The organism is Rhodococcus sp. F64268 (genome assembly GCF_023015605.1).
In the GTDB taxonomy this organism is placed as follows: domain Bacteria; phylum Actinomycetota; class Actinomycetes; order Mycobacteriales; family Mycobacteriaceae; genus Rhodococcus.
In genome coordinates this window covers 158,070-170,751 of record NZ_JALKAI010000005.1, presented here as the reverse complement: position 1 = coordinate 170,751, position 12,682 = coordinate 158,070, and the positions used below count along the sequence as shown (strand labels likewise).

Annotated in this window: 11 protein-coding genes; 5 read left to right on the top strand and 6 right to left on the bottom strand. The window is 66.0% G+C overall.

From position 1 onward, the window contains the following. The first annotated feature begins 18 nt into the window (after window positions 1-18). Both MWU77_RS15715 and msrB read left to right on the top strand, forming a co-directional pair. Window positions 19-1,302: a glycosyltransferase family 87 protein gene (locus MWU77_RS15715; RefSeq protein WP_247274188.1), complete on the top strand. Its 1,284-nt coding sequence runs from the start codon at window positions 19-21 to the stop codon at window positions 1,300-1,302. A gap of 76 nt (window positions 1,303-1,378) precedes the next feature. Next, window positions 1,379-1,807, top strand: a complete 429-nt coding sequence (gene msrB, locus MWU77_RS15710; protein ID WP_169688839.1) for a peptide-methionine (R)-S-oxide reductase MsrB — start codon at window positions 1,379-1,381, stop codon at window positions 1,805-1,807. On the opposite strand, the gene MWU77_RS15705 is transcribed toward msrB, so the two are convergent. Genes MWU77_RS15705 through hemE form a run of 6 tightly spaced genes read right to left on the bottom strand, consistent with a single transcriptional unit; the run spans window position 1,770 to window position 9,367 of the window. Further along, window positions 1,770-2,495 (bottom strand): HAD family hydrolase, encoded by a 726-nt coding sequence (locus tag MWU77_RS15705; RefSeq protein WP_169688838.1) that lies wholly within the window; start codon window positions 2,493-2,495, stop codon window positions 1,770-1,772. The genes msrB and MWU77_RS15705 overlap by 38 nt on opposite strands. A gap of 40 nt (window positions 2,496-2,535) precedes the next feature. Further along, window positions 2,536-3,807: a serine hydrolase gene (locus MWU77_RS15700; protein ID WP_247274187.1), complete on the bottom strand. Its 1,272-nt coding sequence runs from the start codon at window positions 3,805-3,807 to the stop codon at window positions 2,536-2,538. A 44-nt stretch (window positions 3,808-3,851) separates the two neighbouring features. Continuing rightward, a complete protein-coding gene (locus MWU77_RS15695; RefSeq protein ID WP_247274186.1) occupies window positions 3,852-6,164 on the bottom strand; it encodes a molybdopterin-dependent oxidoreductase in 2,313 nt (770 codons plus the stop codon). A gap of 53 nt (window positions 6,165-6,217) precedes the next feature. Then, on the bottom strand, window positions 6,218-6,913 hold the full coding sequence (hemQ, locus tag MWU77_RS15690; protein ID WP_169688836.1) for a hydrogen peroxide-dependent heme synthase: 696 nt from the start codon (window positions 6,911-6,913) through the stop codon (window positions 6,218-6,220). Between the two features lie 4 nt (window positions 6,914-6,917). Further along, on the bottom strand, window positions 6,918-8,273 hold the full coding sequence (locus MWU77_RS15685; protein WP_169688835.1) for a protoporphyrinogen oxidase: 1,356 nt from the start codon (window positions 8,271-8,273) through the stop codon (window positions 6,918-6,920). Next, a complete protein-coding gene (gene hemE, locus MWU77_RS15680) occupies window positions 8,270-9,367 on the bottom strand; it encodes a uroporphyrinogen decarboxylase (protein ID WP_247274185.1) in 1,098 nt (365 codons plus the stop codon). Before hemE ends, MWU77_RS15685 begins: the two co-directional genes overlap by 4 nt. 117 nt (window positions 9,368-9,484) lie before the next feature. On the opposite strand from hemE, the gene MWU77_RS15675 reads away from it, so the two are divergent. The 3 genes from MWU77_RS15675 (at window position 9,485) to MWU77_RS15665 (ending at window position 12,682) form a co-directional block, all read left to right on the top strand. Beyond that, on the top strand, window positions 9,485-10,060 hold the full coding sequence (locus MWU77_RS15675; protein ID WP_169688833.1) for a DUF3000 domain-containing protein: 576 nt from the start codon (window positions 9,485-9,487) through the stop codon (window positions 10,058-10,060). Window positions 10,061-10,070: 10 nt separating this feature from the next. After that, window positions 10,071-11,333 carry a ribonuclease D gene (locus tag MWU77_RS15670; RefSeq protein WP_247274184.1) on the top strand — a complete coding sequence of 421 codons (1,263 nt, stop codon included), beginning with the start codon at window positions 10,071-10,073 and terminating at the stop codon, window positions 11,331-11,333. A 140-nt stretch (window positions 11,334-11,473) separates the two neighbouring features. Beyond that, the gene (locus tag MWU77_RS15665; RefSeq protein ID WP_247274183.1) at window positions 11,474-12,682 is read left to right on the top strand and encodes a thiolase family protein; all 1,209 of its coding nucleotides are present in this window, start codon (window positions 11,474-11,476) and stop codon (window positions 12,680-12,682) included.

Here is a 12,682-nt window from a genome sequence, read left to right as displayed (position 1 = left end):
GCGGTGTACCGTGCCGTAGTGTTCCTCAGCAGTCTCGAGCCTCGCACCGCCCGCACCACAGCGGAAGTGGTCAAGTACGTCGTATGGCCACTGGCCGTACTGACGGTGTTGCATCGGGTCGTCATCAAGGCCGTCAACGGCTTCCGAACCGATGATTTCAAGCCCGTGTACGAGGCTGCACTGGCATTCCTCAATCGCCGCCCGGTGTATACCGCCAACTTCGACTGGGTGGACCCGCATTACCTGTACCCACCGTCGGGGACTCTGCTGATCTCACCGATCGCCGTGATCGACCCGGAACGCTCGCGCTGGTTGTTCATCCTCGCGAACGCCGTCGCGATCCTGATCGCGCTGTACCTGTTGTTGCGGATGTTCGGGTTGCGTCTCGATTCTCCGGTCGCACCGATTCTCGTGCTGGCCGCGTTCTCGTCCGAGACGGTCACGAACACGCTCGTCTTCACCAATATCAACGGTCTCGTGTTGCTCGGCGAGGTCGCCTTCCTGGCGCTGCTGCTCAAACGTCGAGACCTCTGGGCGGGCGCCGCACTCGGTCTCACCTTCGCCGTGAAACCCATTTTGGCGCCTCTGCTGCTGTTGGCGCTGGTGCGGGGCCAGTGGAAGGTTTTCGTCACCGCTGCCGCTGTTCCCATTGCATTGACGGCCATCGCGTGGCCGTTGTCGGTCGATGCGTGGCAGTTCGTCGAGCACACCGTTCCGTACCTTCTCGAATCGCGGGACTATTTCAACAGCGCGATCGTGGGCAACGGGATGTACTACGGTCTGCCCGGCTGGCTGGTCATAGGCCTGCGGGCCGTGCTGGGTCTGATGGTCGTGGCATCGATGTGGTTGCTGTACCGCTACTGCCGCGACGATGAACTGTTCTTCGTCTGCACCAGCGCCGGCGTGCTTCTCGGCGCATCATTCCTGCTCACCTCGCTCGGCCAGATGTACTACTCCATGATGCTGTTCCCGCTGCTGATGACTGTGCTGCTGCCGAATTCGGTCATGCGGAACTGGCCCGCGTGGCTCGCCGTCTACGGGTTCCTCAGCTACGACTCGTGGTTGTCCGGTCGCTGGGTCGAAGCCGGTCGTGCAGCGGAGTACATGAAGACGACGTTCGGCTGGTCTCTGCTCCTGATCGTCATTTTCGCTGTGCTCCTCGATCGCTATCTGGCCGCCCGCCGCGAGGGCCGCCTCGATGGCGGTATCGAGCCGTCACACTTGTTGCGATCTACCCGGTCGAGTACCACCGCACGGTCGAAGCCGGATCAGGAACCTGAACCAGAAGTCGCAACACCGTGATCCGACTGCCGGCCACCCGTACCCGACCGGACACACCTCATGGCACAGTCGGTCGCTCACCGCTAGCGTGGATGCCATGACTATCCCTCCCCGGTCGGAACCCGCGCCGAAGGTCACCCACAGCGACGACGAGTGGCGCGCCAAGCTGACGCCCGAGGAATACGCCGTGCTTCGCCGGGCGGGGACGGAACGCCCATTCACCGGCGAATACACCGACACCGATACCGAGGGTGTCTACGAGTGCCGCGCGTGCGGTGCGGAATTGTTCCGTAGCTCGGAGAAGTTCCACTCGCATTGCGGCTGGCCGTCGTTCTTCGATCCGGCGGAGTCCGACGCCGTGATCCTCCGCACCGACGACAGCCTCGGAATGCGGCGGGTCGAGGTACTGTGCGCGTCGTGCCATAGCCACATGGGCCATGTATTCGAGGGCGAGGGGTATCCGACTCCCACCGATCAGCGGTACTGCATCAACTCGATCTCCCTGCGCCTGGTTCCGACGGACTGATACCTGCCGCCGACAGTGCTCGCCACAGCGCATCGGGCCGGTCGGTGGTGGGCAGAGGCTCCACGAGCTGGAACGAACAGCCGATACCTCGTGCGGCACCGTCGGCCTTCTCGCTGTCGCCGATCATGAGGGTGCGAGCAGGATCCACGTCCAGCATGTCGACGGCGTGCCGGAAGATCTCCGGTTCCGGCTTCACCGCACCGACCTCGAACGAGAGTGTGAACACCGAGACGAGGTCGTCGATTCCGAGCACAGCGAACGCCGGCCGGATATCGAAGGCAATGTTGCTGAGCACGCCGATGCGATAGCCGTCACCCGACAGGGCTTCTATCACCGGGACCGTGTCGGGATAGACGGTCCAGCACGCGGGGTCCGTCACTTTGGCGTACAGATTCCGTGCCTGCTGCGGATCGGCGACACCGGACCTTCTCAGCACCGTGAGATATGCCTCCCGATGCCAGGCCGGGTCGCGGTCACGATTGGTCCAGGCATGGTGCTCCTCGGCATCCATCTCCACCGGTTGCCCGGTCGGTGCAGTGAGGCGTCGCATCAGTTCTGCCTGCTGGTGCACATCGAACGGCGCACCGCCGCTGTCGGTGATCTGCTCCATCCAACTGTCGTCCTCCTCGAGCCTGAAAAGCGTGCCGGAGAAGTCGAACAGGACCGCGTCGAAGGGATTCGTGCCCATACTTCGAAGGCTAGCTGTTCCTGTCGATGCCGGGCGGATCTCAGAGACCGTACATTCCGTCGATCAGGCCCTTGGCGATCGTGGTGGCCGGGTCACGGCCGTCGGCGCCTGGCGCCAGGTTCGCCCACACGATCAGTGTGATGCCGTTCTCCGGATCGGACCCCATGAACGAGTTGTATCCCGGAAGCTCTCCGGTGTGCCCGTACATCGGGCCCATCTTCGCGATGCCCCAGCCGTAGCCCGCCGCATCCGGCGTGGACGGATCGGTCGGGACGATGCTGTCCATTCGCTGCTGCTGCAGCTCCGCGTCGAGCACCGAACCGTTCGTAAGTGCCTCGACCCATGTGGCCAGGTCCTCGGCGGTTGCGATGCCTGCGCCTGCCGACCAGGCCCACGACGGATTGGTGTTCGTGACGTCCGTAGGGGCAAGCGTTCCGTTCTCGGCTTCGGTCTGCATCTCCTCCGGCAGAGCCGGGTCGGTGAGGGTGAGCATGTTCGTGCCGAAGAAGTAGCCGTGGGAGTAGGGCGTCGGTAGCTCCACCTCGGTCGGGTCGGGGAACGAGGAATCGGACATCCTGGCCGGCCTGAATATCCGTTCGTCGAAGATATCCGGCAACGGCTTGCCGTCGAGTTGGACCGCGATCAGACCGAGCAGCACATAGTTGGTGTTCGAGTAGTGGTAGCCCTCCCCCGGCGGGAAATACGGTGGGTTCGCAAACCCGAGAGCGAGCAACTCGTCGGGTTGCCACACCCGCCCCGGATCGTTGTCGAGTGCCTCGTTGAGTTCCGGTGTCTCGCTGTAGTTGTACAGCCCGGAACGCATGTTCAACAGCTGCTCGACCGTGATGTTCTCGCCGTTGGGAACGTCCGGACGATGCTTCGATACCGGATCGGACAGTGACAGTGCACCTTCGGACACCATCTGCAGGATGACCGTGGCCGTCCAGGTCTTCGTGTTGGAGCCGACGCGAATATGGTCGTCGAGGGAGACCGGCTCACCCCCGTCATGCTCGGTGGTCCCGTAGGTCGCGGTGATGGTGCCGGAGGGCGTCCGAAGCAGCGCGACCGCGCCGGGGAGCAAAAACTCCTGCGCTCCGGATTCGAGAGCCGACTGTAGTTCGGCTTGATCCACCGGAGTCGGGGCCCCGGCCTCGGACGCCTCGGAACCCGACGTTTCCGACATCGTGCCTGAAGGGGAGGTGGACGAGGATGCGTCCCCTCCCGAATCCGTACATGCACCGGCGAAGAGGATCAATGCCACCGCGGCGCCGGCAGCCCGCAGACGACGATCGTTGACTGCACAACGCTTCATGAGCACTCAGAATACTGCGACACCACCGGCGATAGTGATGAAACTCACAGATGACGCAGGATCGTCGGTGGATCGTACGCGCGGATCGGTGGCAACTCCCCCACGAAGAGCTCGATCTCGACGAGCACATGCTGCCCCGTGCAGCCCTGAGACAGACGTGACGTACCCACATCGGCCGTGAGCACGTTCGGGTTTCCGTGCACGCACATCGACTCGGGGTCTTCCGAGTCGTAAGGGTCGTACCACGCTCCGGTCGAGAGCTGAACGACGCCGCGCAGCACCCCGTCGTCGAGCACCACCCCGGCAAGACAGGCGCCACGGTCGTTGAACACCCGAACCACATCACCCTCCGAGAGGTTGCGCGCCTCGGCATCACCCGGGTGCATCCGGATCGGCTCGCGGCCCCGAATCTTCGACGCCTGACTGAAAGCACCGTGATCGAGCTGACCGTGGAGCCGGGTCCTCGGCTGATTCGCGATGAGATGCAGTGGGAACTGCTCAGCGCGTGCGCCGCCGAGCCACTCCTCGGGCTCGTACCACTTCGGATGGCCTGCGCAGTCCTCGTAGCCGAATCCGTCGATGTCCGCGGAGAAGATCTCGATGCGGCCGCTCGGGGTCCGTAACGGGTCGCGTTGCGGGTCGTCGCGAAACTCTTCGAACAACGTCAGATCGTCCTCGGTGCGCATCCGCACGTGACCGTGACCCCAGAACTTGTCGAACTCGGGTGGGTCCTCCACCCTGGCCGGATCTGCGAGAACGAATCCGCGCCACTGCTCGTAGAGATATTCGAGCCACTCCTGTGCGCTGCGCTTCTCGGTGAACCGGTCGCCGAAACCCAGCCGGTACGCGAGCGCCGAGAATGTGTCGTAGTCGTCGCGGGCGTCCTCGAATCGGGGTACAGCCGCGTGCATCGCAACGAGCAGGGGATCGCTGCGCGTACAGGTCAGGTCGTTGCGTTCGAGGGTCGTGGTGGACGGCACCACGATGTCGGCGTGCTTGGCCATCGGGGTCCAGTACGGATCGTGGACCACGATCGTGTCGGGGCGTCCGAGTGCGCGGCGGAGCCGGCCGATGTCCTGATGGTGATGGAACGGATTCCCGCCCGCCCAGTAGACGAGCCGGATGTCGGGAAACGTGTATCGGTTGCCGTCGTAGTCGAACTTCTCCCCCGGTCGCAACAACAGATCGGAGATCGCGGCCACCGGTATGAAATCGTCCACCTCGTTGTTCCCCTGGAACAGGGTGGGCAGTGGATACGGCACCGGCGCGGTGCCGGGCTCGTTCATCGACCCGTACCCGTGGCCGAAGCCTCCGCCCGGCAGACCGATCTGTCCGAGCATGGCAGCCAGCGTGATTCCGGCCCACGGCGCCTGCTCCCCGAACCGCACACGTTGCAGCGACCACGACACGGTCACCAACGTCCGTGAGGATGCCATTCGGCGCGCGAGTTCGGTCAACGTATCTGCGGACAGTCCCGACAACTCCGCCGCCCACTGCGGCGATTTCCGGATCCCGTCCGTCCGGCCGAGCAGGTAGTCCTCGAATTTGTCGTAGCCGGTGCAGTACCGCTCGAGGAATCGGCGGTCGGCGAGGCCCTCGGTGGCCAGGACGTAGGCCAGCGCCAGCATGATCGCGACATCGCTTCCCGGCCGCGGTGCGAGCCACTCGCACTCGCCGTGTGTGTCGTCGCGCAGGGGGCTGATCGACACGATACGGCCCCCGCGGGCCCGCATCCCGTCGAGTGCGTCGCGGGTCGGGTGGTCGCTGTTTCCACCGTCGTTGATGGAGGTGTTCTTGACGGGGACACCGCCGAAACACACGAAGAGTTCCGTGTGCCCGGCGATGAGATCCCAGTGGGTCGAGCGCGCGAACAGTTTCCAGTGGGTGCCGACGACGTGTGGCATGACCACACCGGTCGCGCCGAGCGAATAGCTGTGCACCGACCGCGTGTATCCACCGAACATCTTGAGAAAACGGTGAACCTGGCTCTGCGCGTGATGGAACCGTCCGGGCGCCGACCATCCGTACGAGCCGCCGTAGATCGAGCGATTGCCGTAACGATCCGCGACCCGACGCAATTCACGCGCGAGCAGCTCGGTCAGTTCGTCCCACGACACGGCGACGAATTCGTCGCTCCCCCGGCGCGTGGTCGGACCCGGTCCGTTCTCGAGCCACCCGCGGCGCACCACCGGACCGGCGATGCGAGCGCGATGCCGCACCGAACCCGGCACGTTCGCGAGAATGGGTGACGGGTCGCGGTCTCCCGCGAAGGGATGCACGGCGACGACCTCGCCACCGCGCGCCTCCGCCGAATACATCCCCCAGTGCGCCATGTGCGAGTACCTCGCGTGCGCCATGTGCGAGTACCTCGCGTGCGCCATGCGGGAATTCCGCGGCCCGTCGGACAACATCAGGGAAGCGAGGCGATCAACGGCTCCGGCGCCACCCGCGGCCCCGAGAAGAACGGTGTCTCCTCACGGACGTGCCTCCGCGCCTCGGTGGCACGCAGATCACGCATCAGGTCGACGATCCGATCGAGGGCAGGTGCCTCGAACGCGAGGATCCATTCGTAGTCGCCCAGCGCAAATGCCGGGACCGTATTGGCACGCACATCCGGGTACGGACGAGCCTCCTTGCCGTGGTCCGCGAGCATCGTGCGACGTTCAGCATCGGGAAGGAGATACCAGTCGTAGGACCGCACGAACGGGTACACGCAGATGTAGTCACCCGGCTCCTCCCCTGCGACGAACGCCGGAAGGTGGCTCTTGTTGAACTCCGCAGGCCGGTGCAGCGCAGTGTTCGACCACACTGCGGTACTCGCGCGCCCGAGGATCGTGGTGCGGCGGAAGTCCGCGTAGAACTTCTGCAGATCCTCGATGCGCTCGGCGTGGGTCCAGATCATGAAGTCTGCGTCGGCGCGCATCCCTGCAATGTCGTAGATCCCGCGCACGATCACATCGGTGCCGTCGAACGAGGCGAGGAACTTCTGGAAGTCCTCAACGGCCTCGGTGCGATCTTCACCGAGCGCGCCCGGCGTGACCTGGAACACCGACCACATCGCGTAGCGAAGCGTGGAATTGAGCTTTTCGAAATCGAGACGTGCCATACCCTCATCCTGCCACTCGTGTTGCAAGCCGTGCTGCGGCCTTTGTGCCTGATTCGACACACGCGGGAACGCCCACTCCGTGCAGCATCGCACCGGCTACGGCAAGGCCCTCGATTCCGTCGATCTCCCGCTCGAACGCCGCAACGATCTCGGTGTGTCCGGCCCGGTACTGGGGCAGGCCTCCGTGCCACCGCTGCACGAAAGCCGCCTTGGGTTCGTCGTCGACGCCCGTCACCGTAGCGAGGTCGGCGCGGGCAAGGGTGATCAGCTGTTCTTCGGTTGCATCGACAAGCCTGTCGTCGCCGAACCTGCCGAACGACACGCGGACGAGGGAGACATCCCGTTCGGCGAGGTGCGGCCACTTCCGTCCGGACAGCGTAAAAGCCTTGGCCGACAATTCCTCTCCCGTGGCGACGAGGATGCCGGAGTTCTGCGGCAGCGCCGCCGCCGACGGCAACGCGAGCGACACCGTCACCGACGATGCAAGCGGAATCTCGGCGGCGTGCGCCGCGGCGGCCGGGACCGGTCCGGCCAGCAGGGCGGCCACTTCCGGTGCCGGTACCGCCAGGATCACGCCGTCGACCTCGCCGAGCGGATCGAGTGACCAGCGATCCCCGACACGACGCAGGTTCGACGCCACGGTTCCGGTGTGGATCTCCGCGTCAGCAGCCTGTGCGAGCGCGTCGAGGAGGACTCCATAGCCGCCGCGCAAGGTGCCGAAGACCGGCTTGCCGGACGGAGCCGGCAGCGCGCTCGCGACCGCCTCGGTCAGGCTCGCCGCACCGTCGTCGAGTGCGCGCGCGAGTGTCGGCACCGTGGCACGAACCCCGGCTGTATCGGAAAGGCCGGAGTAGACGCCACCGAGCAGCGGGTCGACGCTGCGGCGCACGACCTGCTCGCCGAACCGCGACCCCACCAATTCCGCGACCGACATATCGCCGTCGGTGTCCCACCTCAGTGGGGTCTCGGGCTCCCTCCTGATGCGGACGAGAGTCTCGTCATCGACGAGTCCGTCCAGCGATCGGGCATCAGCGGGGATTCCCATCAGGGTTCCGGCGGGAATGGGGTGCAGCGCCGTACCCGCGTAGATGAGCGGACGCGCGCCCGACGGATGGACGAGTTGATCGGTGAGTCCGAGCTCGTCGAGCAATTCGGGCACCTCGGGTCGCCGCCCGATGAATGCCTCCGCGCCTACATCGACAGGAGCGCCCGCCAGCGAGACGGTGCGAAGCTTGCCGCCGAGTCGGTCCGATCGCTCGAGCAGCACTATCCGGGCGTTCGGGCCGAATACCGTCCGCAGCCGATACGCCGCGACGAGCCCGGTGATGCCACCACCGACGACGACGACGGGCGCGCTCACAGCGAATGCACCAGCTCGACGACCCGGGTGAGGATGCTCGGATCGGTGTCGGGAAGCACACCGTGACCGAGGTTGAAGATGTGTCCGGTCGCACCGGCCGCGAGGGCTCGGTCGGCCGACGCGATGACGCGACGGACCTCGGACTCGACGACATCCCACCCGGCGAACAACAGCGCCGGGTCGAGGTTGCCCTGCAGGGCCTTGCCCGCGCCGACACGGTTCGCCGCGACGTCGAGCGGCACCCGCCAGTCGACACCCACGACATCCGCGCCGACCTCGCCCATCGCACCGAGGAGTTCACCCGTTCCCACGCCGAAGTGGGTCCGGGGAACACCGAAGGATTCGAGTTCGGCGAAGACCCGCTGCGAATGCGGCATCACGAACTCCCGATAGTCGACGAGTGAGAGTGCACCCGCCCACGAATCGAAGAGCTGGATTGCGTCGACCCCCGCTTCGAGTTGCGCACGCAGAAATACGATCGCGACATCGGTGAGCTTGCCGAGGAGTGCATGCCAAGTCTTCGGGTCGGCGTGCATGAGTGCCTTCGTGCGCTCGTGATTTCGGCTCGGACCCCCTTCGACCAGGTACGACGCCAACGTGAACGGTGCGCCGGCGAATCCGATCAGCGGTGTGTCGCCGAGCTCGCGGGTCAGCAGAGTCACAGCGCGCGCAACGGCACCGACCTGGTCCTGCTCGAGATTCGGCAGTGCTGCGACATCGGCGGCCGTGCGGATGGGATTCGCGACGACGGGGCCGGTACCGGCGACTATGTCGAGGTCGATACCTGCTGCTTTGAGGGGCACAACGATATCGGAGAACAGAATCGCGGCGTCGACCTTGTGTCGCCGCACGGGCTGCATGGTGATCTCGCACACGAGCTCGGAGTCGAAGCAGGATTCGAGCATGCCGATGCCTGCGCGGATCTCGCGATACTCCGGCAGCGAGCGACCCGCCTGACGCATGAACCACACCGGCCGGTGCGCCGGTTGCTCGCCGCGCGCCGCAGCGAGAAGTGGGGCGTGCGGGAGAGCCCGCCGAGTGGGGTGCTGGGTGGCCGCAGCAGAGCCGACGTTCGTGTTCTCCAAGCCGGTCATTGATCCTCGTTCTTCCGAAAGGCACGGGTCGTAGCCCATGCTGCCACGCGTGTCCGGTTCGCTGGAATCGGCGCGCCTCCCGCGTGCGCTCGGTCACCGGCACTAACGTCCGCTGGCGTGACCACCTCGTCTGCAGAGCCGGCCCGTTTCCGCGCTGCTGTCGATGCGATGAATGCGGCCACCGTACGCCCGGAGATCGAGGTCGAGCCGATCCGGCCACCGCAGCGACTCGCGCCGTTCAGCTATGCACTCGGTGCCGAGGTGCTCCATCCCGACGCGACAGAAGTTCCGGAAGAGTCCGAGGGTGACGCGTTCGGACGCCTGATTCTGTTGTACGACCCCGACGGCGACGAGGCCTGGCACGGCACCACCCGCCTCGTCTCGTACATCCAGGCCGATGTCGACGCGACCTTGGCCGCCGATCCGCTACTGCCCGAGGTGGCGTGGAGCTGGCTCGTAGATGCGCTCGAGGCCCATCACGAACCGCTCACCGCGCTCGGAGGAACCGTCACCTCGACGAGTTCGGTGCGTTTCGGTGACATCGCGGGACCGGCTCGCGCACATCAATTGGAATTGCGTGCGTCGTGGACGCCGACCTCCGAGATACTCAGCCCGCACGTCGAGGCATTCTGCGAGGTCCTCGCGTACGCGGCGGGACTGCCACCGGCCGGGGTCGCTCGCTTGCAGCGATAGAGTCACGGCCATGCCGGCAGGAAACGATCAGGACCCGATCCCCGCTGACGACGCGCCCGCTGCGGCCACCGAGCCGTTGTTGAGCCCCCGCGAGGGTGTCCCCGACGTCGTCACCACCGCAGCCGGCGCCGAGGAGGCCGCGGCACTGCTGGCGCGCGGCCACGGTCCACTCGCTGTCGACGCCGAGCGCGCCTCGGGTTATAGATACTCCGCCCGCGCGTATCTGGTCCAGCTGCGCCGCGAGGGCGCCGGCACTGTCCTGCTCGATCCCATCCCGATCGCAGGGGACCTCGCGCCGCTCGCGGCGGTGGTCAACGAGCTCGAGTGGGTTCTGCACTCCGCCGATCAGGACCTGCCCGGACTGGACGAGCTCGGCCTGCGTCCGGCGACGCTGTACGACACCGAACTTGCCGGCCGACTCGCGGGGTTCCCGCGAGTCGGGCTGGCCGCAATCGTCGCGCAGACACTCGGCCTGGAACTGAAGAAAGGGCACGGCGCTGCCGACTGGTCGAAACGCCCGCTGCCCGACTCGTGGCTCAACTACGCTGCGCTGGACGTCGAGATCCTCGTCGAACTCCGCGCCGAGATGGCCGCCGAATTGGACCGGCAGGGAAAGTCGGAGTGGGCTGCACAGGAATTCGAGCACATCCGACTCGCAGGACCGCCGAAGCCGAAGCCCGAGCGATGGCGTCGCACCTCCGGCGTCCACGCGATCAAGAATGCCCGCAAGCTGGCGATCGTTCGGGAATTGTGGTCGGCGCGAGACGAAGTCGCATCCCGGCGCGACATCGCACCCGGACGGATCCTGCCGGATTCCGCGATTGTCGCAGCGGCACAGGCCGGTCCACGGACGATCGGCGAGCTGCAGGAGCTGCCCGTCTTCGGTGGTCCGCGCCAACGTCGCTCGTCTCGGGTGTGGTTGTCGGCGATCGAACGCGCCCGCAAACTTCCGGATTCAGAGCTTCCCCCACTGACGCAGACGTTCGACGGACCACCTCCCGCGGGGCGCTGGTCGCGTCATCATCCTGAGGCTGCCGCGCGCCTGACGGCCGCCCGTACCGAACTCTCCACGTTGAGCGACGAGGTCTCGGTTCCGGTCGAGAATCTCGTGAGCCCCGAGCTCGTGCGGCGCCTGTGCTGGGACTGGGACCTCGCCGCGACCGCCGATGCGGTCGCGTACATCGAGAGCCGGTTCACCGCCGGTGGTGCGCGCCCGTGGCAGCGCGAGCTAACGACCCCACGGCTCGCGAAGGCGCTCACGGACGAGAAGTAGACGCGTGCACGCCACGCAAGTTACTCACCGGTAATGAGGATGTAGAGTGGTTCCGAGGCCGGTCACCCCCTGGTATCCGGTCCGCATCGCCTCGCCGCGGAACGTGTCGGCGAGGATTCCGCTCCACCGGGAGGAAACGCGTGGCTTCCACCACCTCGAACCAACGCAACGTCGTCTTCGTCGACGGCATACGTACCCCGTTCGGCAAGGCGGGCCCGAAGGGCATCTACGCCGACACCCGCGCCGACGATCTTGTCGTCAAGGCCATCCGGGAATTGATGCGCCGCAACCCCCAGCTCGATCCCGCCCGTGTCGATGAGGTCGCCGTCGCGGCGACCACGCAGACCGGCGACCAGGGACTGACGATCGGTCGCACCTCCGCGATACTCGCCGGGCTCCCCGAATCCGTGCCGGGCTTCGCCATCGATCGCATGTGCGCCGGCGCAATGACCGCCGTGACCACCACCGCATCGGGCATCGGTTTCGGTCAGTACGACGTCGTCATCGCCGGCGGCGTCGAGCACATGGGCCGCCATCCGATGGGTGAGGGCGCCGACCCGAACCCCCGCTTCCTCGCCGACAAACTCGTCGACCCGTCCGCCCTGGTGATGGGCAACACCGCCGAGAACCTGCACGACCGGTTCCCGAGCATCACCAAGGCCCGCACGGACGCCTACGCGATCAACAGCCAGAACAAGTACGACGCAGCCAAGAAAGCCGGCTGGATCGCCGACACCCTCGTACCCGTTGCGACCCGCTCCGCTGCAGGATGGGGCCTCGCCACCGAGGACGAGCCACCCCGCCCCGGGACGACGATCGAGGACCTCGCGAAACTCAAGACCCCCTTCCGCCCCGCCGGACGCATCACTGCCGGCAACGCTGCCGGTCTCAACGACGGGGCAACCGCAGCGATCCTGGCGGGTGAGGACACCGCGCGCGAGCTCGGCCTGCCGATCGGTATGCGCATGGTCGGATTCGCCTTCCAGGGCGTCGATCCGGCCGTCATGGGTATCGGCCCCGTCCCGGCGACCGAGAAGGTCCTGGCCCGTACCGGACTGAGCATCGACGACATCGGTCTGTTCGAGATCAACGAGGCATTCGCCGTGCAGGTGCTCGCGTTCCTCGAGCACTTCGGTATCGCCGACGACGATCCCCGCGTCAATCAGTGGGGTGGCGCGATCGCGTGCGGGCACCCGCTCGCATCGTCCGGTGTGCGCCTGATGACCCAGCTCTCACACCAGTTCACCCAGAACCCCGAGGTCCGTTACGGCCTGACCACCATGTGCATCGGACTCGGCATGGGCGGCACCGTGATCTGGGAGAACCCGAACTTCGAGGGAGACAAGTAG

Bases quoted from the DNA above. Each gene is read 5' to 3' on its own strand.
- msrB (WP_169688839.1), top strand. From the start codon at position 1,379: ATGACTATCCCTCCCCGGTCGGAACCCGCGCCGAAGGTCACCCACAGC.
- hemQ (WP_169688836.1), bottom strand. From the start codon at position 6,913: ATGGCACGTCTCGATTTCGAAAAGCTCAATTCCACGCTTCGCTACGCG.
- MWU77_RS15695 (WP_247274186.1), bottom strand. From the start codon at position 6,164: ATGGCGCACGCGAGGTACTCGCACATGGCGCACTGGGGGATGTATTCG.
- hemE (WP_247274185.1), bottom strand. From the start codon at position 9,367: ATGACCGGCTTGGAGAACACGAACGTCGGCTCTGCTGCGGCCACCCAG.
- MWU77_RS15705 (WP_169688838.1), bottom strand. From the start codon at position 2,495: ATGGGCACGAATCCCTTCGACGCGGTCCTGTTCGACTTCTCCGGCACG.
- MWU77_RS15700 (WP_247274187.1), bottom strand. From the start codon at position 3,807: ATGAAGCGTTGTGCAGTCAACGATCGTCGTCTGCGGGCTGCCGGCGCC.
- MWU77_RS15670 (WP_247274184.1), top strand. From the start codon at position 10,071: ATGCCGGCAGGAAACGATCAGGACCCGATCCCCGCTGACGACGCGCCC.